Source organism: Antarctobacter jejuensis, assembly GCF_052266595.1.
Taxonomy (GTDB): domain Bacteria; phylum Pseudomonadota; class Alphaproteobacteria; order Rhodobacterales; family Rhodobacteraceae; genus Antarctobacter; species Antarctobacter jejuensis.
Genome location: NZ_JBQQXJ010000014.1, coordinates 62,141 through 84,967, shown reverse-complemented (window position 1 = coordinate 84,967; position 22,827 = coordinate 62,141). Strand labels below are relative to the sequence as shown.

General features: G+C 64.0%; 22 protein-coding genes. 11 read left to right on the top strand and 11 right to left on the bottom strand.

The genetic code is table 11. From position 1 onward, the window contains the following. Positions 1-4 precede the first annotated feature (4 nt). Both ACTXGA_RS18500 and ACTXGA_RS18495 read right to left on the bottom strand, forming a co-directional pair. Entirely contained in the window at positions 5-604 is a 600-nt protein-coding gene (locus ACTXGA_RS18500) for a TRAP transporter small permease subunit (RefSeq protein ID WP_443396089.1), read from the bottom strand. After that, entirely contained in the window at positions 601-1,380 is a 780-nt protein-coding gene (locus ACTXGA_RS18495; RefSeq protein WP_443396088.1) for an N-formylglutamate amidohydrolase, read from the bottom strand. Before ACTXGA_RS18495 ends, ACTXGA_RS18500 begins: the two co-directional genes overlap by 4 nt. 121 nt (positions 1,381-1,501) lie before the next feature. Here ACTXGA_RS18495 and ACTXGA_RS18490 point away from each other — a divergent pair, with 121 nt between their 5' ends. After that, positions 1,502-2,356, top strand: coding sequence for a MurR/RpiR family transcriptional regulator (locus ACTXGA_RS18490; protein WP_443396087.1), 855 nt, complete (start codon positions 1,502-1,504; stop codon positions 2,354-2,356). A 51-nt stretch (positions 2,357-2,407) separates the two neighbouring features. On the opposite strand, the gene bhcD is transcribed toward ACTXGA_RS18490, so the two are convergent. The 4 genes from bhcD to bhcA all read right to left on the bottom strand — a co-directional run bounded on the left by bhcD (position 2,408) and on the right by bhcA (position 6,882). Further along, the gene (gene bhcD / locus ACTXGA_RS18485; RefSeq protein ID WP_443396086.1) at positions 2,408-3,400 is read right to left on the bottom strand and encodes an iminosuccinate reductase BhcD; all 993 of its coding nucleotides are present in this window, start codon (positions 3,398-3,400) and stop codon (positions 2,408-2,410) included. A gap of 69 nt (positions 3,401-3,469) precedes the next feature. Continuing rightward, complete coding sequence (gene bhcC, locus ACTXGA_RS18480; RefSeq protein ID WP_443396085.1) at positions 3,470-4,633, bottom strand: 3-hydroxy-D-aspartate aldolase BhcC; 1,164 nt, start codon at positions 4,631-4,633, stop codon at positions 3,470-3,472. 72 nt (positions 4,634-4,705) lie between these two features. Further along, a complete protein-coding gene (gene bhcB, locus ACTXGA_RS18475; protein WP_443396084.1) occupies positions 4,706-5,680 on the bottom strand; it encodes a beta-hydroxyaspartate dehydratase BhcB in 975 nt (324 codons plus the stop codon). Positions 5,681-5,691: 11 nt separating this feature from the next. Beyond that, complete coding sequence (bhcA, locus tag ACTXGA_RS18470) at positions 5,692-6,882, bottom strand: L-aspartate--glyoxylate aminotransferase BhcA (protein ID WP_443396083.1); 1,191 nt, start codon at positions 6,880-6,882, stop codon at positions 5,692-5,694. Positions 6,883-7,063: 181 nt separating this feature from the next. Between bhcA and ACTXGA_RS18465 the strand changes: the two genes are divergently transcribed. Then, the gene (locus ACTXGA_RS18465; protein WP_443396082.1) at positions 7,064-7,885 is read left to right on the top strand and encodes an IclR family transcriptional regulator; all 822 of its coding nucleotides are present in this window, start codon (positions 7,064-7,066) and stop codon (positions 7,883-7,885) included. 166 nt (positions 7,886-8,051) lie between these two features. Beyond that, a complete protein-coding gene (locus ACTXGA_RS18460) occupies positions 8,052-8,720 on the top strand; it encodes a Hint domain-containing protein (RefSeq protein WP_443396081.1) in 669 nt (222 codons plus the stop codon). On the opposite strand, the gene kynU is transcribed toward ACTXGA_RS18460, so the two are convergent. The 5 genes from kynU to ACTXGA_RS18435 form a co-directional block, all read right to left on the bottom strand. Continuing rightward, on the bottom strand, positions 8,706-9,896 hold the full coding sequence (gene kynU / locus ACTXGA_RS18455) for a kynureninase (RefSeq protein WP_443396080.1): 1,191 nt from the start codon (positions 9,894-9,896) through the stop codon (positions 8,706-8,708). The genes ACTXGA_RS18460 and kynU overlap by 15 nt on opposite strands. Then, positions 9,893-10,753, bottom strand: a complete 861-nt coding sequence (locus ACTXGA_RS18450) for a tryptophan 2,3-dioxygenase (RefSeq protein WP_443396079.1) — start codon at positions 10,751-10,753, stop codon at positions 9,893-9,895. Before ACTXGA_RS18450 ends, kynU begins: the two co-directional genes overlap by 4 nt. A gap of 97 nt (positions 10,754-10,850) precedes the next feature. After that, positions 10,851-11,303, bottom strand: coding sequence for a YybH family protein (locus ACTXGA_RS18445; RefSeq protein WP_443396078.1), 453 nt, complete (start codon positions 11,301-11,303; stop codon positions 10,851-10,853). 220 nt (positions 11,304-11,523) lie between these two features. Beyond that, a complete protein-coding gene (locus tag ACTXGA_RS18440; protein WP_443396077.1) occupies positions 11,524-13,470 on the bottom strand; it encodes a monovalent cation:proton antiporter-2 (CPA2) family protein in 1,947 nt (648 codons plus the stop codon). Positions 13,471-13,473: 3 nt separating this feature from the next. Next, positions 13,474-14,082 carry an NAD(P)H-dependent oxidoreductase gene (locus ACTXGA_RS18435; RefSeq protein ID WP_443396076.1) on the bottom strand — a complete coding sequence of 203 codons (609 nt, stop codon included), beginning with the start codon at positions 14,080-14,082 and terminating at the stop codon, positions 13,474-13,476. A 243-nt stretch (positions 14,083-14,325) separates the two neighbouring features. On the opposite strand from ACTXGA_RS18435, the gene ACTXGA_RS18430 reads away from it, so the two are divergent. The 8 genes from ACTXGA_RS18430 (at position 14,326) to ACTXGA_RS18395 (ending at position 22,819) form a co-directional block, all read left to right on the top strand. After that, on the top strand, positions 14,326-14,691 hold the full coding sequence (locus ACTXGA_RS18430; protein ID WP_443396075.1) for a hypothetical protein: 366 nt from the start codon (positions 14,326-14,328) through the stop codon (positions 14,689-14,691). Then, the gene (locus ACTXGA_RS18425; protein WP_443396074.1) at positions 14,688-15,308 is read left to right on the top strand and encodes a DedA family protein; all 621 of its coding nucleotides are present in this window, start codon (positions 14,688-14,690) and stop codon (positions 15,306-15,308) included. The genes ACTXGA_RS18430 and ACTXGA_RS18425 overlap by 4 nt, the downstream gene beginning before the upstream one ends. Positions 15,309-15,501: 193 nt before the next feature. Next, the gene (locus ACTXGA_RS18420; RefSeq protein ID WP_443396073.1) at positions 15,502-16,803 is read left to right on the top strand and encodes a serine/threonine-protein kinase; all 1,302 of its coding nucleotides are present in this window, start codon (positions 15,502-15,504) and stop codon (positions 16,801-16,803) included. 15 nt (positions 16,804-16,818) lie between these two features. Then, on the top strand, positions 16,819-17,877 hold the full coding sequence (locus ACTXGA_RS18415) for an FHA domain-containing protein (RefSeq protein ID WP_443396072.1): 1,059 nt from the start codon (positions 16,819-16,821) through the stop codon (positions 17,875-17,877). Beyond that, entirely contained in the window at positions 17,870-18,760 is an 891-nt protein-coding gene (locus ACTXGA_RS18410) for a PP2C family protein-serine/threonine phosphatase (protein WP_443396071.1), read from the top strand. The genes ACTXGA_RS18415 and ACTXGA_RS18410 overlap by 8 nt, the downstream gene beginning before the upstream one ends. Next, complete coding sequence (locus ACTXGA_RS18405) at positions 18,760-19,920, top strand: putative GTPase (protein ID WP_443396070.1); 1,161 nt, start codon at positions 18,760-18,762, stop codon at positions 19,918-19,920. Before ACTXGA_RS18410 ends, ACTXGA_RS18405 begins: the two co-directional genes overlap by 1 nt. Before the next feature lie 38 nt (positions 19,921-19,958). Further along, positions 19,959-21,944, top strand: coding sequence for a dynamin family protein (locus ACTXGA_RS18400; RefSeq protein WP_443396069.1), 1,986 nt, complete (start codon positions 19,959-19,961; stop codon positions 21,942-21,944). Beyond that, positions 21,941-22,819: a dynamin family protein gene (locus tag ACTXGA_RS18395; protein WP_443396068.1), complete on the top strand. Its 879-nt coding sequence runs from the start codon at positions 21,941-21,943 to the stop codon at positions 22,817-22,819. Before ACTXGA_RS18400 ends, ACTXGA_RS18395 begins: the two co-directional genes overlap by 4 nt. The last annotated feature ends 8 nt before the right edge of the window (positions 22,820-22,827 follow it).

Genomic DNA, 22,827 nt, shown 5'->3' with positions numbered 1-22,827 from the left:
GTGCTCATACGGTTGCCTCCTCGGTCCGGTCGATGCCGATCTCATGGCCCCGAATGCGGGCGATATCCTTGAAAAACTCCGACACGGCCTGCAGCAGCATCAGGAAGATGCCGAAGGTCATCAGCGCCTTGACCGGCCAGACGAACGGCCGCCACGCGGTCGACGACCGTTCCAGCCGCCCGATCTGTTCCTCGCCGGTCAGCAACCCGGTGAAATAGTCGACCGGCTCCATCCCCCAGTAGCCCAGCGAATAGGCGGTCGAGCCAAGCCCACCATAGAGCAGCACGCCAAGGTAGAAGATCAGGAAGAAGACGGTAAAGGCGTCGACCCATGCCTTTTGCCGGTCGCTCCAGCGGTGATAGAACAGGTCCATCCGCACGTTCGATCCCATCTGGATCGAATACGGCCCGCCCATGATGTAATAGACCACCATGGCGAACTGGGCCATTTCCAGCGTCCAGAGCGAGGGCAGGAAAAAGGTCTTGGAAATCGAGGACCACAGCAGGATCCCCATCATCACGAACAGGCCCCACATCATGACACGGCCGATCCGGTAATTCACCGCATCCACCGTGCGGACGTAGACGCGCATCGCTGCGATCATGCGCGTGCTCCACGTTCCGTCAGGGCCCGCGTGCGGCAGATCCATTGCACGAACAGCTTTGCCATTTCCTCTTGCTGTTGTTCGGTTTCCAAGAGGTCGTTGCGCACCTCCAGCATGACATTGGGCAGGCCGTTGACTGCGCCATGCAGGTCCAGCGTATGGGCCACACCGTCTGCCGCGCTGTAGGGCTCGTTCAGCCGTACATCGTACCCCTTGGGCGCGGTTGCCATCATCGCCCGCGCAAAGCCCGGATCGCGGCCATGCAAAATGCCGATCTCGACCGCCCGGCGCACGCCCTGAAAAACGGGGGTAAAACTGTGCACCGTGACCATCAGGGTCAGCACCGGACGCAGGACCCGGATACGGTCCGACACCTTGTCGTGAAAGGGGCGATAGACCGCGGCGACCCGCATGGCACGGTCCGCGTCACTCAGATCGCGGTTGCCGGGAATGTCGTGATGTTCGCTGCGTTCGGGCATCGCGCCGGGCGATTCCGGCGGGCGGTTGCAGTCATAGACCAGCCGGGAAATGCCGCCGTGAACCAGCGTCGCCCCGGTCTGCGCCGCCATCATCCGCGCCAGATCCAGAGCGCCGGGATCCCATGCGATATGGCTGTGCAGCAGGTCGTCCGACAGGCCAAGCCCGCGCAAGGCAGAGGGCACCCGGTTCGAGGCATGTTCGCACACCACAAGCACCTCAGCCCCCGATCCGCCGGGCGCGCCGGGGACAAGGTGAACCGCCGGGCCAAAATCTATGGTGTCGAGCGAGTCTTGCATGCGGCCAGCCTGTTGCATCGCGAAACACCTTGTCAACGACGATTGTGAAAAAGATTGCACAGAAGCGATGGGGATGTAAAATTCTGTTCACAGACATTGCAAGCACCGAGGGCCCTGCCCCATGTCCATCGCCGAATCCATTCAGTCCCGGCGGGACGAAATGACCCGCTCAGAGCGGCAACTGGTCAATGTCCTGCTGGACGAATACCCGATCTCCGGCCTGTGCAGCATCACAGAACTGGCGGAAAAGGCCGGGGTTTCGACGCCGACGGTTGCCCGCCTGGTGCAGAAACTGGGCTTTTCCGGATACGGCCAATTCCAGTCCGAATTGCGCGCCGAACTGGGCGAAATGATCTCGAATCCCATCGCCAAGCACGACAACTGGAAGACCGACCTGCCGGAAGAGCATATCCTCAACCGCTATGCCCGCCGCGCCATCGAGAACCTGCGCAACACGGTCGAAGACGTGGACCCGGCGGATTTCGACGGGTTGTGCCGCCTGCTGGCGGATCAGGACCGGCGCATCTTCATCGCGGGCGGACGGATCACCGGAACTTTGGCGCAGTACCTCTACCTGCACTTGCAGATGATCCGGCCCGATGTGCGCCTGATGCCGGTTGCCGCCTCCTGGCCGCATGACCTGCTGGACATGCGCGAAGGCGACGTGCTGGTTGCCTTCGACGTACGCCGCTATGAAAACGCGACGCTTTTGATGGGGCAGATGTGCCACGAACGCGGTGCGAAGATCGTGCTGTTCACCGATCCGTGGCGCTCTCCGATCCACCGGATTGCGTCCCATACTCTGTCGGGACGGATTGCGGTGCCCTCTGCATGGGATTCCAACGCGACGCTGATGCTGCTGGTGGAATGCGTGATCGCCTCTGTTCAGGAAATGCTGTGGGAGACGGTCAAGGACCGGACCGACGCGCTGGAACAGGCGTTTGACCGGACGCGGTTGTTCCGGAAATTCACCTGACATTAACGGCCCGCCGCGCGGACCGGCCCCCATCAGGACCAGTCCCGTCGTTTACAGGGTGACGCGGTGCGCCGTGCCTGCTTCGCTGGCCAGCCGCGCCGCGACGGAGGCGACCGCCAAATCCTGCAGCCCGACGCCCGTGCCGTCGAACAACGTGATTTCACTGTCCGAGGTCCGGCCCGAATGGTCGCCGTTGATGACCCGGCCGATGGGGGTGATCGCCGCCTCGGTCAGCGTGCCTGCCGCAATGGCGTGCTGCGCCTCTCCGATGCTGATGGATTGCGCCACCTCGTCGGTAAAGACCGTCGCTGCGGCGACCAGCGCTGCGTCGACCTCTTGCTTGCCCTTGGTGTCGGTGCCCATGCAGGCGATATGCGTGCCCGGCTTGATCCACTCGCGGTTTAGCAACGGTTCAAAGGCCGAGGTGATGGTGATGATCACATCCGCTTGCGCACCCAATTCCTCGCGGCTGACCGCCTCGAAGGGCAGACCCAATTCCTCGGCCACCGCCGCCAATTTCGGCAGCATCTCGGGGTGCGGGTTCCATGCGACAACCTTGTCGAAATCGCGTTGTTCCACCGCCGCTCGCAGTTGAAAGCCGGACTGGTGCCCCGCGCCCACCATGCCCAGGACCCGCGCGTCCTTGCGCGCCAGATGCGCGATGGAAACAGCCGAAGAGGCCGCCGTACGCACCGCCGTCAGGTAGTTGCCGCCAACCAGTGCCGCCAACTGTCCGGTGTCCGGATCGAACAGGAACACCGTCGACTGGTGGTTGGTCAGTCCCTTGGCCATGTTGCCGGGCCAATAGCCGCCGGATTTCACGCCCAGCACCATGCCCGCCTTGTCGAAGCCGGACTTGAAGCCATACAGCGCGTCCGCATATCCGATGGCCTCGCGAATCACCGGAAAGTTGTAGGCATCCCCCCGCGCCATGGCGCCGAACACCGCCTGCACCGCCTCGAACGCCTCTTTGCGGCCGACCAGCCGTTCACAGTCGGCCTCGCCCACGATGATCAGTCCCTCAGTCTGGGGCATGTCCTTCATCTGTCCTTGTCCTTCTGTCGAGAGGGAAGGCGCAGGACAAAACCCCGCGCCTCATGCCGCCTTGCGGTCTCAATAAGCCTTGCCGCGCGCCGACACCGGCCAGAGCGTTTCGACCTTGCCGCCGCGCACACCGACGTACCAGTCATGCACGTTGCAGGTGGGATCGCAGTGACCCGGCACCAGCTTGAGCTTGTCATTGACCTTGAGCGCGCCTTTGGGGTCCGCGACAACCCCATGCTCGTCCGAGCATTTGACGTATTCGACGTCGTCGCGGCCAAAGATCACCGGCAACCCGCTGTCCACCGACTGCGCCTTCAGCCCGGCATCCACGATGGCCTTGTCCGGTTTGGCATGGCTCATGACGCTGGTCAGGATGAACAGCGCGTTTTCCCATTCGCCCCGATCGATGCGGTTGCCGTCCTTGTCCAGAATGCGACCATAGTCAGCATCCATGAAAGCGTAGGACCCGCACTGAAGCTCGTTGTAAACGCCCGAGGTCGACTCGAAGTAATACGACCCCGTGCCGCCACCGCCGACGATATCGCAGTCCAGCCCCTCGGCCTTCAGCGCGTCGACCGCATCCTTCACCTGCGCCACGGCCACGTCGATCTTGGCCTTTCGGTCGTCGTAGCTGTCGAGGTGCTGCATCGCGCCCTGATAGGCCTGGATGCCGGCGAACTTCAGCCCGGGTGCTGCCTCGATCGCCTTGGCGATCTCGATCACCGCCGGCGTGGTGGTCACACCGCAGCGCCCTGCCCCGCAGTCGATCTCCACGAGGCATTCGATCTGGGTGCCATGTTTGACCGCCGCCGCCGACAGGTCGGCCACGTTGGTCACGTCATCGACACAGCAAATCGTCCGCGCGCCCAGCTTGGGCATGCGCGCCAACCGGTCGATCTTGGCCGGGTCGCGAACCTGGTTCGACACCAGAACGTCCTTGATGCCACCACGGGCAAAGACCTCTGCCTCTGACACCTTTTGACAGCAGACCCCGCAGGAGCCGCCAAGGGTTTCCTGCAGTTTTGCCACGTCCACGGACTTGTGCATCTTGCCATGCACCCTGTGGCGCATCCCGTGCGCGCGGGCGTAGTCGCCCATCTTCTTGATATTGCGCTCCAACGCGTCGAGATCGAGGATCAGGCAGGGCGTCTGAATATCGGCCTCATCCATGCCCGGCAGGGCCGGAACGTCATAGCCGACTTCGAGATCGTCAAACTTGGTCACGTCTTTCATTGGGAAACTCCCTTGTCTTGATGCGGCGGGGCGAACCCGCCAAAAACGTTCAGTTCCGGGTAGCGAGAGTTATCAACCCGCCATCCACGGCAGCCGATCCAGATCCACATTGCCGCCGGTGATCACGACACCCACGCGTTTTCCCGCGTAGACCTCCGGGTCCTTCAGGATCACCGCCAGGGGCACCGCACAGCTGGGCTCCATCACGATGCGCAGATGCTTCCACGTGATCTTCATCGCGTCGATGATTTCCTGCTCCGAGGCGGTCTGGATATCGGTCACGAAATGCGACACGAAATGCCATGTGTTCTCTTTCAACGGCACCTTCAGCCCGTCGGCGATGGTCTCGGGCGCGTCATCGGCGATGATATGCCCGGCCTTGAAGCTGCGATAGGCATCGTCGGCTTGCTCCGGCTCTGCGGCGTAGATCTTCACCTCTGGCGCAAGGTTCGACAGCGTCAGGCATGTGCCGGAAATCATGCCGCCGCCGCCGATCGGTGCAACCACCGCGTCCAGCCCGTCGATCTGCTCCAGCATCTCTGCGGAACAGGTCGCCTGCCCGCAGATCACGCGCGGATCGTTGTAGGGATGCACAAACTCCCCGCCCGTGGCCGCCTGCACCTCGGCAAAGACCGCCTCGCGCGATGTGGTCGAGGGTTCGCATTCGGTGATGATCCCGCCATAGCGGCGCACGGCGTCTTTCTTGGCTTGCGGTGCCGTGCGCGGCATGACCACGTTGCAGGGAATGCCCCGCCGCCCCGCCGCATAGGACAGCGACAGCGCATGGTTGCCAGAGCTATGCGTACAGACGCCGCGCTTTGCGGCCTCGTCCGTCAGGCCGAACACCGCGTTGCAAGCACCACGCACCTTGAAGGCGCCCGCCTCCTGAAAATTCTCGCACTTGAAGAACAGCTGCACGCCGGTCAGCTCGTTCAGGTACTGCGACTGCAAGACCGGCGTGCGGTTGATGTAGGGTTTGATGCGGGCGTGGGCCGCCCGCATGTCGTCGATGGTCAGCGCCTCGGCCAGGGTCATGGCGTCAAGCATCGGTCCCTCCCTCAGGCTGCGGTGCGCAACGCGATCGCGTTGCTGTGGCGGAAATACTCCTGCGCGGCGGCAACCCCGCTGCCCAGAGTGATCGGATAGTTCAGGTCCGCCATCGCCATCTCGATCGTGGCCAGACCGGACAGGACCATGACGTCCGTCAAGCTGCCAAGATGCCCGATGCGAAAGGCGCGGCCATCCAACTGCCCCAGCCCGACGCCAAAGGACACCTTGTAGGCATTATAGGCGTGATCGGTCAGGACATTGGAATCAAAGCCTTCGGGGACATAGATCGCGCTGACCGTCTGCGAATACAGGTCCGGCGTGCGTGCGACGAGGCTGAGTCCCCATGCATCGACCGCGCGGCGCACGCCCTCGGCCAGACGGAAGTGGCGGGCATAGACGTTTTCCAGCCCCTCTTCGAAAAGCATGTTCAGGCTCTCGCGCAACCCGTGGATCAGTTGCAGCGGCGGCGTGTAGGGAAAACCGCCAGAGGCATTGGCCTTCATCATGTCGCGAAAGTCGAAAAAGGTGCGCGGCAGCTTCGCGCTTTCCATCGCGTCCAGCGCCTTGAGTGACACGCAGAGGATCGCCATGCCGGTGGGCAGCATAAACCCCTTCTGCGAGCCAGAAACCGCGATATCCACGCCCCAGGCATCAAATTCGAACGGGACGGAGGCCAGCGAACTGACGCAATCCACAAACAGCATCGCCGGGTGCGACGCCCCGTCCAGCGCGCGACGCACTGCGGAAATGTCCGACATGACCCCGGTGGCGGTCTCATTGTGCGTGGTCAGAACGGCGCGGATCTCATGCCCTTTGTCGGCGGCAAGGATCTCTGCAAAGCGGTCCGCCGGAACGCCCTCGCCCCACGGGACGTCGACGATCTGAACGTCCAGCCCGTGCCGGTTGCACAGGTCGATCCACTTGTTCGAAAAGACGCCGTAGCGCCCGACCAAAACCTTGTCGCCGGGGCTGAGCGTGTTGCAGACCGCCGCCTCCCAGCCGCCGGTGCCGCTGGCCGGAAAGGTGACGATTTTTCCCTCGGTCGAGCCAAAGACCTTTTTCGTGTCTTCCAGCACCGGGGCAAATGTCTCAACGAAATCGGGCGCGCGATGGTCGCGTGTCTGCACCTGGATCGCCCGGCGCAGGCGGTCGGGCATGTTGGTCGGGCCGGGGATGAAAACCGGGTTCTGGTCGGTCATGGTGGGCTCTCCTTGCTTGCCACCAATATCGCTGGAATCACGCCGACCATGCAATTTTCTTGAAAACGTTTTTCATTTTTGAGTACATTAAATCAAACCACTGATGGGAAACGGTTTTCAGTTTCTCATTTTTCACCTTCGCACCTGCAGCGAAAAACTTTTCCAAAAGGACAGCCCGCTCATGGCCGCCGAAAAACGCCCCCGTGGCCGCCCCAAGTCGCAGTTCAAGGAAAGCAGCGCCGGAACCCTGCAAGCGCTGGACCGCGCGCTTGGCGTGCTGACCGCGCTGGCCCGGGATGAGGGCAGCACCCTCAGCGACCTGTCGCGCGAAATCGACGTGCCCACCGCCACCACCCACCGCATCCTGACCACACTGCAGAACCACCGCTTCGTGTCCTTTGACGAGGAACGGCAGGAATGGACCGTGGGGATCGAGGCCTATCGCACTGGGGCGGCCTTTCTCAAACGCAACTCCGTGCTGGAAATCGGCCGTCCCGTGATGCGCCGACTGATGCAGGAGACCGGGGAGACCGCCAACCTTGCGGTGCCGGACGGGACAGAGGTGGTCTTTGTCGGGCAGGTGGAGACGCCGAACCCGATCCGCGCCTTTTTTCCCCCCGGCACCCGCACCTCGATGCACGCCAGCGGGACGGGCAAGGCGATCCTGGCCGCCCTGCCCCACGGACAGTTGCAACGCCTGCTGGAGGACATGCCCCTGCCCCCCTTCACCGCCAGCACTCATGTCACCGTCTCGGGCCTGACCAGCGACCTGCAGACCATCGCCGCGCGCGGCTGGTCGCATGACCGCGAGGAACGCCACGCCGGCATGTCCTGCATCGGGGCGGCGATCCTGAACGACCGCGGCGAACCCTGCGCGGGCATCTCTGTCTCCGGCCCCACGGCACGCTTCAACGGCGAACGCATCGCCGACCTTGGCCGCCGCGTGGCCGAAGCCGCGTCAGAGATCGCCGATCTGTCCGGTGGCGCCGTGCGTGGGTTGTAACCGTTACAACCCGGTTAAAATGCGATGCGCTTTTGGCGGTGAAGTAGGTCTTTCCTCCATAATTTGAGGGGAAACTGGCGGCAACAAGCTGTTGGGGGCTGACCGCGCAATGGATCGAAGCGCTTTTCTTCGGGGGGATCACCTCTCCTGCGAACCTGTATCACCCGTGTTCGACGCATCGCGCGACACGGGACAGGACGGGCTGGCGGCCAGCACAGCGCGGTTTGCGGGCTTTGCCGGCAAAACCCGCATAAAGACCCTGCGCGGGGAGGTTGCCGCCGAAACGCTGCGCCGCGGGGACCGGATCCTGACAAGAGACAATGGCTATCAGGCGCTGCTCTGGACAGGTCAGTATCACCCGCCATCCTCACCCGATGTCTGCATCCGGATCCGCAAGGGCGCGCTGGGGCGTGCCATGCCGGAACGCGGTTTGCGGGTCGGCCCCGACCAGCAGTTCCTGATCGGCGGCGGACACTTGCGCAAGACGTCCGGCCAATACTCCGGCCAATCAGAAGCCCTCGTCAGCGCCTCCGATCTCACCTGCCTTGTCGGTGTCTCGCGGCAGGACAAGCCGGCTGGGCCGCTGGTCCTGATCCTGTTGGACCGGCACGAACTGATCCTCGCCAACGGGACATGGTGTGCCAGTTTCCGACCAATGGGCCTTGCCCTCAACGTGCTGTCGCCATCGGCCCGGCACGACCTGTTCCACCTTCTGACAGAGCCTGTCGCAACCGCCTATCCCTCCGCCCGGCAACGGCTGGACCAGACCGAGGTGCGCAAGGTCCTTGGCCCGTTCCGACGCTCCACCGGCAAGAGCCGCTCAGGTCACGCGTGAGCGGACCTGATACTTGGGATCGCGCCACAGCCCCTGCACGATCACCTCTGCGATGATCTCTGCAGCGGCGACCACATCCGCCTCATCGATATACAGCGGCGTAAAGCCAAAGCGCATGATGTCCGGGGCCCGGAAATCGCCGATCACGCCACGGTCGATCAACGCCTGCATGGCGGCATAGCCGTCCTCGAAGGCAAAGGACACCTGCGACCCGCGCAACTGCGCATCGCGCGGCGAGGCCAGCCGCAGCGTCGGGCAACGCACCTCGACTTCGCGGATAAAACGCTCGCACAGCGCGACAGAGGCCGCGCGCAGGTCGTTCATGTCAACGCCCTCCCACGCATCCAGTGCCGCATCCAGAACCGCCAGTTGCAGGATCGGGGGCGTGCCCACGCGCATCCGCTCGGTCGACATGGCGGGGCGATAGCCCGGCTCCATCGCAAAGGGCGCCGCATGGCCCAGCCAGCCCGACAACGCCGGCTCCACCTTTTCGACAAGGTCGGGCCGCACGTAGATAAAGGCCGGGGCCCCCGGCCCGCCGTTGAGGTATTTATAGCTGCATCCCACCGCGAATTCCGCGTTGCAGGCGGTCATTCCGACCGGCACCGCCCCCGCGCTATGGGCCAGATCCCAGATCATGACCGCCCCCGCCGCGTGGGCCTTTTCCGTCAGCGCCTTCATGTCGTGCATCCGGCCCGATCGGTAATCGACCTGTGTCAGCATGACCACGGCCACCTCATCGGTGATCGCATCGGCCACCTCCTCTGGTGCGGGGGTGCGCAATTCGTACCCCTTGTCGATGGTGCCGATCAGCCCCTGCGCCATATAAAGATCCGACGGGAAATTGCCGCTGTCGGACAGGATCACCCGCCGGTCGGGCCGCATCTTCAGTGCCGCCGCCAAGGCCTGATAGACCTTGATCGACAGGGTATCGCCGGTGGCGACGGTCCCTTCGGGCGCGCCGATCAGTCCCGCGATCCGGTCACCCACCTTTTGCGGCAAGGCCATCCACTCCGCCGTGTTCCACGCGCGGATCAGCTCCTGCCCCCATTCGTCGCGCATCACCGTGGCGGCACGCTCCACCGCGCCCTTGGGCAAGGGGCCCAGCGAATTGCCGTCCAGATAGATCACGCCCTCGGGCAATTCGAACAGGTCCTTGCGGGGCAACGTGGTCATAGCTCACCTCTCAGGTGCCAGAGTTCGGGAAAGAGTTCGACGCCCAGCATCCGGCGCAGATAGGCCACGCCCGATGTGCCGCCGGTGCCGCGCTTGAAGCCGATGACACGTTCCACCGTGGTGACATGGTTGAACCGCCAGCGCCGGAAATAGTCCTCAAGATCGACCAGCTTTTCCGCCAGTTCATACAGGGTCCAATGCCCGTCGATATCTTCGTAGACGCGCTTCCACCGCGCCTGGATCTCGGGCTGGGCGGCGTGCGGGCTGTCCAGCTGCGGCGCGGGCATCCCGCCTGTATCGCCGTCAAGCGTCCGGAACAGCAGCGCCACCACCTCATCATAGAAACTGGGCCGCGCCAGTTCCGCCCGCAGCGCCCTGTCGATTTCGGGCAGGTGTTCATGCGGCTTCAGCATGTGGGTATTGCGATTGCCAAGGATGAATTCAATCATCCGGTATTGATAGGACTGGAACCCTGACGAGGGCCCCAGCGCCTCGCGGAAGCGGGTGTAATCCGCCGGCGTCATGGTCCGCAGCACGTCCCACTGGTTGTTCAACTGTTCGAAGATGCGGCTCACTCGGGCCAGCATCTTGAACATCTTGGGGGTGTCCCCCGCCAACAAGGCATCGCGCGCCGCCGCCAGTTCGTGAATCGCCAGCTTCATCCACAATTCAGAGGTCTGATGCTGGATGATGAAGAGCAGTTCATCATGCGCATCCGACAGGCAATGCTGCTGCGCCAACAGCGCGTCGATATGCAGGTAATCGCCATAGGACATGGCATCGGCAAAGCCCATCTTCGCCCCGTCGCCTGCCGGGTCGAAAGGCGCTCCGCCGTCTCTCTTTGTCTCGTCCGTCATGGCCGCCACTCTTGTCCGCTTCGCGACCGGATGGCAAGCAATCCGCCGCCGCCGACAAGGCAGCGTATTTGCGCGGCGGATCAGAGCGGAAACAGGCTCAATTGTTGGCGTTGAAGATGTCGCGGTAGATCAGCCAAGCGCCATCGTCCTGACGGCGAAAGATCGTCATGAACTTGCCGTCCAGCGCGACCGCATTGCCCCCGGAGGTGATCGCCGCGGTGTAGGTGCCACGCGAAAACGCCCAATCCCCCATGATGACGGTTTCGACCGGGCTGATGTCCATCGCAGAGGCGGGCATCGCCGCAAAGGCCTTGGGCACGCCCACGGTCAGAACATCCTTGCCACGTGCAGGCATTCCGGGCGGCATCTGAACCCCGCCCTCATCCCACAGCGCCAGCCAGGCGTCGGCATCCCCCGCCACCCGCGCGGTTTCATAAGCCTCCCAGACGGCGTCGATCGCCGCGGCGTCCGACGCGTCATCCGCCGCAGACAGCGACGGTATCGACATGCTCACGACCAGCGCCAATGCGCCAACAAGGTTCCGTTTCATCTCAAATCCCTCCCTTTGATCAGAACGAACTCAGGTTGCCGGGAAACACATTCCAGCGCGTTGATGTGTGTCAAAGTCAGGGCCACGACGGCGGCCCAGAGGGGTCCTGCCAGCGCCGCGCACCGGCTGCAAAACCTGACGAAAGGTTAATTCGCCTCTGTAAGCCATTGATTTGTATAAGGCCAACCCGTGTCCACGCGTGGACACGCATTTTCGCAGGTCAGTCCCCGCTGCCTCCACGCGCCTTTTCCGCCTCCAGATCCGCCGCCGTCGGCGGGGTCCAGCCCCGGTCGGTCCGCGTGGAAAAGGCCGACTGCTTGCCAAACAAGACCGCCTCACGCGCCTCCATCAGGGCCTTCGTCTTTTCCACATAGGCCGTGTTCTCATGCGGCGGGATATCAGGGTCATAGACCTCGGCCAGTTCGGCGATGATCTTGCGGTCTTCCTTGGCAAAGTTGCGGGCGGTCTGTTCCGCATCGAAGGGATGCATGCCTAGCGCCTCATAAGCCGACCGTCCGATCCTCAACGAGCTGTCGAACGTCTCGCGGATGATGTCCCGGCAGCCTTCCGCATAGAGGTCATAGACATGGTGCCGCGTCACCGCCCGCGCGATGATATGTACGTGGGGATGGTTCTGACGGACATAGCGCACCAGTTCGGTGATCCGATCCTTCCCGTCGATGGCGATGATCAGCAGCTTGGCCCTGTCGATGCCCGCCGCGTGCAGCAGATCCGGCCGGGTCGCATCCCCGAAGAAGGCCTTGATCCCGAAGGTGCGCATGACCTCCAGTTGCCCGGCGCTGTAGTCCAGCACGGTCGGCTTGTGGCCGGCCGCGCGCAGCATCCGGTGCACCACGCCGCCGACCCGCCCATGCCCGGCGATGATGATCTCTGACGTTTCGTCGATATCATCGGCCTCGCGGTCCTGATCGACGGTGAATTTGGGTACGATCACCCGCTCATACAGGATGAAAAGCGCGGGCGTCAGCAGCATCGACAGCGCCACGATCAACAGCAGCTGGTCGGCGATGGATTGCGGGATCACCTTGCTGGTGACCGTGAAGGACAGCAGCACGAAACCGAACTCACCCGCCTGCGCAAGGCCAAGCCCAAAGAGGAATTTGTCCGATCCGCCCACCTTGAAGATCCGCGCAAGAATGAGCAGGACCAGCACCTTGAGCGCGATCAGCCCCAGCGTCAGGCCCACGACGGTCAGGATATTGTCAAAGAGCAGCGCAAAATTGATCCCCGCCCCCACGGTCATGAAGAACAGACCCAGCAGAAGACCCCGGAACGGGTCGATGTCCGATTCCAGTTCATGCCGGTATTCGCTGTTGGCCAGCACGACACCGGCCAGAAAGGTGCCCAGCGCCGGGGAAAGCCCCACAAGGCTCATCAACAGGGCGATGCCCACGACCATCATCAGCGCGGTGGCGACGAACAGCTCTCGCAGGCCCGCCATGGCGATGAAGCGGAACACCGGGCGGGTCAGGTAGATGCCCAGCAGGATGACCGTGGCAATGGCCCCGACCGTGACCAACGCCACCTGCCAGCCTGCCAGCCCGTTCACAAGGCTAAGGCCGCTGTCATGGCTGTCATCACCGTGGGCGGCCTCCGCGCCATGTGCGACGGCTGTGACCGTGTCCATCAGGTCCGGCATTGCCAGCAGCGGGATCAGCGCCAGCATCGGGATCACCGCAATGTCCTGAAACAGCAGCACGGAAAAGCTCGCCTGCCCGCCGTCGCTGCGCATCAATCCCTTTTCGTTCAGGGTCTGCAGCACGATGGCGGTAGAGGACAGCGCCAGCACCAACCCGATGGCCAGCGCAATGGTCCAGTAAATCCCGAACACCATCGCCACCCCCATGACGGCCAGCGTGGTCAGCCCCACCTGCAGCCCGCCCAGTCCCAAGAGCCGCGCGCGCATCTCCCACAACAGGCGCGGCTCCAGTTCCAGCCCGACAAGGAACAGCATCATGACAACGCCGAACTCGGCGAAATGCTGGATCGAGATCACGTCCACATGCAGCCAGCCAAGGATCGGGCTGATGACGATGCCTGCGATCAGGTAGCCAAGGACAGAGCCAAGCCCAAGGCGCGTGGCGACGGGCACGGCAAAGACCCCGGCGACAAGAAAGATGAAGGCCAGCAACAGGAAATCGGTCATGTCTCAGGCCTCTTGCACAAGGGGCAGATCATCAGCGGTGACGATCTCCCGGGTCATTGCCGCGTCGAAATCGTAACAGTCGTCCCGTATGGCACATAGCAGGCGCGCATAGCCTTCGGCGTGTGGACCGATCCGGCCAGAGTTCTGTGCGGCCAAAGCCCCGTGCAGGACATAAGGGGCGGGAAAGCGCATCCGGCACAGACGCGCGGTCTGTTCCAGCGGCGACAGAAAGGTGCGCAGCGGAAAATGCTGATACCCGTCCGGGGCATAGGCCTCTTCCGGTCCGGCGGCGGTCACGGCCAGCATCATGATCTTGCCCGCCAGCCGGTCGCCTTCGTGGCCGTAGGCAAAGCCGTGTTCCAGAACCAGGTCCTGCCATTCCTTGATCAATGAAGGCGTCGAGTACCAGAACAGCGGAAACTGGAACAGGATCACATCATGGTTCAGCAGGCGCGCCTGTTCACGGTCGACGTCGATGTTGTGACGCGGATATTCGGCGTAAAGATCAACCAGGGTAAACCCGGACAAGGCGCGCGCCGCTATGGCCATAGCGGCATTGGCATGGGAATAGCGCTGCCCCGGATGGGCATAATAGACCAAGAGTTTTGCCATGATCGTCCCCTCTGACGCACCGGTTCGCATTGGCCGTCTGCCCCTTGCAACGGCCAAATGCGGGCGTGCGCCCGTCCTGTTCGCCTCCCATTCATCGCTGCCCCGTCCTGCGCCTGCAAGACCGCTCTGCGCTGCAATGTCTTGCAGGGTGCGAACTGCCTGCCGATTTCGCAGCGGGAAGGTCTTGCCAAGCGCCGCCGCTTGGCACAGGCATAGGATATGCCCTCGGATCAGGATGACACCGTGCCCCGCAAGAAACCCAGCCTGCCCCGGAGGCTGTGGCAAGAAGCCCCTGTTCTGACGCTGGGCTTTGTGGCGGCGCTGTTGCTGATCCTGTTCTTTTCGGGTCGGCTGATCATGGGCGCGATCTATTGGGGGGATCCCGCACATCAGGATGTCCCGCTTGGCCCCTGGATGACCCCACGTTTCGTCGCGATGTCGTGGCGGGTGCCGCCGGAGGTCGTGGAAGGTACGCTGCAACTGAACCGAGAAACACGCGGCCGCCGCGTGACGCTGGACCAACTGGCGGCAGAGCGTGGCATGCCCGTAAGCGAGTTGATCAAGGATCTGGAGGCGGCGATCGCAGAGCACCGCAGGACGCATCCATGACGGAGACCCTGATTTCGCTGGTCTCCACCTATGGGTTGATCGTCGTGGCGGCATCGGCCTACCTGTCCTGCCTTGCCATCCCGATCCCGACGGCGGTGGTCATGCTGGCCGCCGGAGCGTTTTCCGCATCGGGAGACCTGAGTTTCTGGCAGGTGATGGGCACCGCTTGGCTGGCGGCGGTGGCCGGCGACCAGACCGGCTATCACATCGGTCGCTGGGGCGGTCCGCCGCTCATCGACGTCATTGCGCATCGTACAGGCCGGCACCGGCTGATCGGGCAGGCCCGGGAAACCGTTCAGAACTGGGGCGGCGTCGGCGTCTTTTTCTCCACGTGGCTGGTGGCGCCGCTGGGCCCCTGGGTCAATTTGATCGCCGGGGCCGGTCGGGTGGAACGCTGGCGGTTCACGATCGCAGATGTGGCTGGTGAGACTATCTGGGTCAGCGTCTATGTCATTCTTGGCTACAGCTTTGGCACCCGGCTGGACGATCTGACCCAGATCGTATCGGACTGGTCCAGCCTGCTCGCCTCGGTCGCGGCTGCCATCGCGCTGGGTGTTGCCCTGTTTGTCCGCCTGCGCGCGCGGCGCCGCGAAAGACCGGCCCGAACGGCGAAGTGATCCCGTCCCCGGACGGATATCACGACAATTCCCATAAAGGTTGAGCTTCAGTCTCCGGAAGCGCCGCATTTTCGCCGGGATTGCACCACCGGCGCAGCCGCAATCATTCATCAGTTTTGACCTCGGGTCCCCTGCGGCCCGCCATTCGGCCTGTCCCACTGAAACACGCTCCACCGGAGATCGGAGTAACGGTATGACCTATCAGTCCTCTATCCCGGCTGCGGAGGCCCCGCAGCACTTCGGCGACGCCCTGCGCCCGGGGACAGAGCTGTGCAATGGTCAGTATCTCATTGACAAATATCTGAATTCCGGCGGCTTCGGGATCACCTACCTGGCCCGCGACAGCCTTGGCCGAAAGGTTGTGATCAAGGAATGCTTTCCAAATTCGATCTGCTGCCGCGCCGGAGAGGCAGTCCGGCTGCGCTCGGAGTCGTTCCACGTCGATTTCGGACAAGCGGTCAAGCTGTTCCAGAAGGAGGCGCGCGCGCTGGCGCAGTTGCAGCACCCCAATATCGTCGGTGTGCACCAGATATTCGAAGCCAACGGCACCGCCTACATGGCGCTGGATTTCGTCGAGGGGCGCGACCTGTTTGATCTGCTGGATCAGAACCCCGACGCCCTGACCCCCGCCGCGATCGAGGAACTGGCCTACGTCCTGTTGGACGCGCTGTGCTATGTGCATCAGAACGGCATCCTGCATCGCGACATTTCCCCCGACAACATCCTGCTGGACACATCGGGCACCCCGGTACTGATCGACTTTGGCGCAGCCCGGCAGAGCGCGACGCAGGCCAGCCGCATCCTGTCACGCGTGCACACGGTCAAAGACGGCTATTCCCCGCAGGAATTTTATATCGCGGGCAGTGATCAGTCCCCGGCCAGTGACCTCTATGCACTGGCGGCGACCTTCGTCCACCTGATCACCGGCAGCCCGCCGCCCAACAGCAGTCTGAGATTGGCTGCGGTCGCCGAACAACGGCCCGACCCTTATCGCCCGCTGGCTTCGTTCTGTTCCGGTTATGACCCGCGTTTTCTGGCCGCCATCGACAAATGCCTTTGCCTGTTCGCCAAGGACCGTTTGCCAACGGCAGAGGCCTGGTTGGCGGCAATCAGCGGTGAACCGCAGGTGCCTGCCGATGCTGGTCCTGCATCCATTGCCACAGCACCCGATCCGGTCATCGATCTGGCCATCGCCGAAATGGTGCAGATCAACAACCGGGCCATCGCCGAAGAGGCCGAAACCACGCCACCGGCCCCGCCGCCCACACCGCAGGAAGACCATGAGGCCGCGAAACGCGCCGCCGAACGTGAATACTGGGCGATCCTGAACGAAGATCCCGCTGATTGGGAACAGGTGCCCGCCGAGCCGACCACGCCGCAACACGCGCACGAAGAAACCGATCAGGAACCGCCTCCCCGGCGGCGGTTCTCGCTGTCAGCGCTCTTGCCGTGGTCGGCCCGCAGCACACGCCAATCCATTCAATCGAACATATAACAGGGGCAGAGAAACATGCGGGGCTTCAAGGACTTGATCGCACGCAGACGGCCAACGACCGAAGGCGGAACCGAGCAACCACCAGAGGGCGACCCCTTGGTGGACCCTTGGGAAGATCTGCAACGCTCGGCGTCCCGACCCGGCAGCAGCCCTCGGTTCGATGAGGAAACGCAGGCGCGCGAGGCCCGCGATCACGTCCCGCGCCCGCCGCGTCCCAAACCGATGATGAGCCGGAAATGGACGCCGCAGGATGCCCATCTTGCCGAAGCCGCCCGCAAGGCGGCGCAAGAAACGCCGCGCGAAGAAGAGGCCGTCGCTGAAGCGCTGCGCGATCCGTCACCTTCGCGGAGGCCGCCGCAGACGCGCATGATCCTTGCCGATCTGGAAACGATCCGGGAAGATTTGCCTGCCGCCGGACCGGCCCCACAACGGGAACCCTCTCAACCGGCAGCCCCCGCCGCAGCGGCGCCCATGCCCAGTCGGCCCAAGGTCTGGGACATCGATCCTGTAGAAACACCGGCGCCGCCTCGCGCGCCTTCCGCCCCGGTTTCGGCATTGGCGCAAAGCGCGGCATCGGCCTATGGCACCGAACCCTCGGCCGCACCGCGACCGGCCTCGACCCGGGCCAAGACCCGGCTGCTGGGGTTTCATTCGGATGCCGAGCCGGATGTCATGGACACCGCCCCCGCCGCCGCAGCGTCAGAGGCGCCGCGCTTTCCCATCGGCTGGCTGGTTGTCATTGACGGCCCCGGACGCGGCGCGTCGTTCACGCTGACCGCCGGTCTGTCCACCATTGGCCGTGACGTCGATCAGACCGTCACCTTGGATTTTGGCGACGCCGCCATTTCGCGCGAACGGCATGTGGCCATCGCCCATGACGAGGATGAAAACCGCACCTATGTCGGACACGGCGGCAAGGCCAATATCGTCAAGCTGAACGACAAGCCTTTGCTGACCACAGAGGAACTAAAGGATCAGGACTGCATCCGGATCGGAAAGACGCGGTTGCGCTTTGTCGCCTTCTGCAGCGCAGAGTTTTCCTGGACCACGGGGCATGAGGCCTCCGATGGCTGACCTGACCGCCGATGCCGCCACGGCCCAGAACATCGGCCGCCGCGCCCGGCAGGAAGACGCGGTGATCGCACATATGCCACAGGGCGGACCGGGTCTTGCGGTGTTGTCCGACGGCATGGGAGGCCATGACGACGGCGATCTGGCCAGCCGCATCCTGGTGTCCGAAATGTTTGGCGAACTGTTCATGGCCGCCGCCCGCAGCACCCCCGGGCAGGCACCTTTCCGCGCAGCGCTGGACAGCGCCAATGCGCGTCTGCGCCAGCACATCGGCGCGGGCTGCATTTCCCCCGATACCGGTGGCACGCTGGTTTCCGTCGCGGTGGATGGGGACCACCTGTCATGGCTGTCGGTTGGCGACAGCCCGCTATACCTGTGCCGCGACGGCGCGCTGACCCGGCTGAATGAAAACCACTCGATGGCGGAACAGCTGGACCTCATGGTGCAAAACGGCGCGATGGACGCGGACAAGGCAGAGCGTCATCCGCACCGGCACTGCCTGACCTCGGCGGTCACCGGGCGTCAGATCCCGCGCGTTGACTGCCCGGCGGATCCGTTGCGGCTGTTGCCCGGTGATACGCTCTTGCTGGCCAGCGACGGTCTGGACGTTCTGCCGGACACGGAAATCCTGAATCTGATCGCCCGCCACGCCGGATCCGACAGTGCTGCGCTGGCGCGCGCCCTGATGGCTGCGGTGGCTGACAAGGACCGCCCCGAACAGGACAATGTCTCCATTGTTGTTATCCGGCTTGCGGCGCCTGTGTCCCAGCCCGTCCGCCTGCCTGCCCGCCTGCGCAAATCCCTGTCCCGCCTGCTGCCACGGCTTCACCCCGTCGCCGAGGGCCGCCGCGCGGTGCGAGACGCGCTGGGAGGGCTGCGGCTGTGATGGACACCGAGGACCTGAAGGCCGCCACACTTGCCCGGCTCGAAGCGCTGAAAGAGCGCGAAAGCCTGTCCGCCAAGGCGCGTGCCACCTGTGACCGACTGATCGACAAACTGACCGCGCCGGTGCGGATCGGCATTTTCGGTCTGCCCGGAACCGGCAAACGTCCGCTCCTGAATGCCCTGTGCCGGGCCGAGATCGTCAAGCCCGGGTTGGATCTGCCGACGCTGGACCTGAAGTATGGTCAGGGGCCGTCGACGGAGGCGATGCTGGCGGACGGCTCTTACCTTGCATTCGTCGGACTGCCCAGCGCCAGCATCCTGCGGCAGAACCCGGTCTTTCTGCGTGTCACCGCCGCAGCCGCCGGGTTGATCGGGCGGCGCTACTTGCTGATCATCTCCGAAGACAGCGGCGATGACCTCCGCGCCGGTTTGGGCTGGGCCGCTTCGCGAACGGATCTGACGCTGTGGTGCACCCGCAGCTGGACCCGGGCCGAGCAGGACGCCTGGAACGAGGCGCCGGACAGCCTGAGAAATCATGCGCTGCTGATCTTTACCAAGGCCCCCGCCGCCGAGGGGTTCAAAGCGCATGACTGGGGATTTGACACCGCCTTTGACATCGCCTTTCGCAGCAGCGCCGAGACCGACTTCGCGGCAGAACGGCTGGCGGCGCATTTGAACACGGTCATCGAAGAGGCGACGACGCAGGACATCCACACGGCCCACCTGTTCCTGCAGCGGCATGGTCTGGTCGAGGCCCCCGGCGCCCCTGTCCTTGACCCTACTCCCTCAACCGTCGTGGCAGAGCCTGAACTGGCGCCGCCCACGCTGGACGAGGCAGCGCGCGCCGATCTTGCGCGGCTGTTCCAATCCGTCCGGCGTGAAGCAGAGCAGATGCGCCAAAACGTGATCCTCGGCCGGTTCGATCCCGCCAACCCGGAGGAGGGGTTGACCGCCTTCGAGGAAGCGTTCGACAGGCTCTGCGATCAGGCGGAGGCTATGCCGAGCCTTGAAGACGCCTGCCCCGATCTCTGCACGACCGTGACCGAGGCCCGAGACCTCGCACTGCTCTTGCGCATCGAGGGCGGCGCAGAACAGGTCGGCGACGCAGCGCGTCTGCTGTTGCAGGTGCGGCAGGACATAGAAACACGCCTTGTCGCGTAACGCGAACAAGGCACAGGCAAAAAAACCGAGGCAGAAACATGACCCGACCAGAGCAGAGCAGACAGACCGCCCTGACCGCATTTGACGGATTGAACGGGCTGGCCACCCGGCTGAACGCGCTTGATCAGTCCTTTGCCGAAATCGGGCAATCGTCCGAGGCTCCGCTGGCAAAACAGGCCCGCGATCAGCGCGCCCGCATCCGCGCCTTCGAGGCCAGCGTCACCATGATCGGGCAGGTCAAGGCCGGCAAGACCACGCTGGTCAACGCGATGATTGGCTGGCCGGACCTGCTGCCTGCTGACGTCAATCCGTGGACCTCGGTCGTCACCTCCTTGCATCTTTCGCCCCATCTGCAGGCCCATGACCGGCGGGCCGCCTTTCGTTTTTTCACCGATGACGAATGGAACCACCTGATCCGCCAAGGCGGACGCGTGGGGGAGATGGCCGCCCGCGCCGGGGCGGCGGACGAGATGGAAAAGGTCCGCGCGCAACTGGACGAGATGCGGGAGAAATCGCGCGCCCGTCTGGGACGCAAGTTTCACATGCTTCTGGGCCAGACCCATGAATACGAGCGGTTCGATGAGGAGCTGATCAAACGCTACGTCTGCCTTGGCGACGATTTCTGGGAAGAGGCCGGCGGCACCCGGGAACAGGGTCGTTTTGCCGATATCACCCGGTCCGCGGATCTCTGGCTGCCCACGCCCGATCTGCCTTTGGGCCTGTGCATACGCGATACTCCCGGGGTCAACGATACCTTCATGATCCGCGAACAGATCACCATCAACGCGCTGCGCGGCAGCCGGTTGTGCGTGGTGGTCCTGTCTGCGGCGCAGGCCCTTTCCTCTGTGGACCTTGGACTGATCCGGTTGATTTCAAACGTCCGCGCGCGCGAGGTCATCATCTTCGTGAACCGGATCGACGAACTGCCGGACCCGGCGCGCGCCGTTCCGGAAATCCGCAAGAGCATTCTGGCGACCCTGGAACGTTTCGACGGCCCCAAGGACGCCGAGATCCTGTTCGGTAGCGGCTATTGGGCCAGCCACGCCGCCTCTGGCAGCTTTGATGCGCTTGGTGAGGACAGCGCGCAAGCATTGATCGGCTGGGCCGAGGCGCAGCTGAACGGCGATCTGGCCCAGTTGAGCCCGCAAGAAATCATCTGGCACCTGTCCGGTGTGCCCGCTCTGGGGCAGGCCATCGCGGCGCGGGTGGAAGAAAGCACTGGCGCCAAGCTGGAGGAAAGCCTGCAGGTCGCACTTGGCAACCTTCAGACCGGGGCTCAGGCGCATGACAGTCTGCGCGGCCCCGATGCGGCAGAGGTGCAGAGCATCAACATGTCCGCGCAGGAGATCCTGCAAAGTTTCGAGCAGATCGAAGACCGCGCAAGTGCGGCGCTGGAGTCGCGTCTTGCCAAGGCGCATGAGGTTTTTGCCGGACGGTCGGACAATGCGCAGCGGGCCTTTCTGGGCCGCGCCACGAAATCGCTAGTGAAACATCTGGAGCAATTCGGCGAAGGCGAGGTCTGGACCTATGACCCCTCCGGCCTGCGCATGCTGTTGCGCAGCGCCTACAAGGTCTTTGTTCAGGGCGCGGGCAAGGCGGGGACGGATGTGTTTCAGACCGCGGCCTCTGACATCGATGCGCTTTATCGCCATGCCTTTGGACTTTCGCCCGAGGTCCGCAGCATCGCACCGCCGCCCCTGCCCACCGCCCCGGCGCCGGTCAATCTGGGCCAGACCATCGCATTGGACCTGCGCGGCGGGTGGTGGTCACGATTCTGGCGGCGACAGCGTGGCTACGAGGCTTTTTCGCAGGACTTTGCCCGTCTCATCCACGAAGAGACCAAACCGGTCGTCGACACCCTGCATCACCAGAGCGCTGCGCCCTATTCGCGCGCGATGCGCACCGCGCTGGCGGAATTCATTCAGGGCCAACGCGACATTGTTCTGGGGCTTGCCGGTCAGGCAACGGCCCCGCCGCCCGTGTCAAAACTCCAACCCCAAGACAATCTGAGGCACGCCCTATGACCAGCGACGCCCCCAAAGCCCCCGCATCCCGCAAACCGCGCCTTGCGCTGATGGGAGAGTTCAGCGCCGGTAAAAGCACGCTCGCCAACCTGTTGCTCGGGCAGCAAAGCTCTCCGGTGCAGGTCACCGCGACGCAACTGCCACCGGTCTGGTACCGGCTGGGAGCGCCGTCCGCGCAACGGCTGTCCAAGGCGGGCACGGCAGAGCCGCTTGCCTTGGACGACTGGTCCGGCTGCCGCCCGGATGACACGCAGATGATTTCGGTGTCCCTGGACGCGGATTTCCTGCACGCCTGCGATCTGATCGACATGCCCGGCACATCGGACCCGAACATGGTGCCGGATTTCTGGGAGGCGTTCCTGCCGCAGGTCGATCTGGTGATCTGGTGCACCCCCGCCAATCAGGCGTGGCGTCAGTCGGAGGCGGCCTTGTGGGAACAGGTTCCACCGCTGCTCTGGACCAAAAGCCTGCTGCTGGTGACGCGGATGGACAAGATGCAGACGGAGCGGGACCGGGCGCGCGTTCTGGCGCGTGTCCGGGGAGAGGCCGGCGCGTTGTTCCGGGAGGTCCTGCCCATTGCCCTGCCCGCCGCCCTTGCCGGGCGCGAGGATGACGCCGTGCTGGAGGCGACCGGCGCGGCGGCCCTTGTGCGGTTTCTCTGCGATGCATTGGACGGGTTGAAGGCGCCGGGAACGCCGGACTTCCCGGCCGAACCCGCCCCCCGGCAAGCGCCCTCCATGACGCCGCAACCACAGGCGCGCGCGCAAGCCGCCCCGCCTATCCAACCGGCGCGTGCGCAGCCGGGCAAGGTTATCCCGCGCCGCATTGCCCGCCCCAAGACCCGCACGCCACGCCCCGACATGCGATCCGCCTGACGTCAATC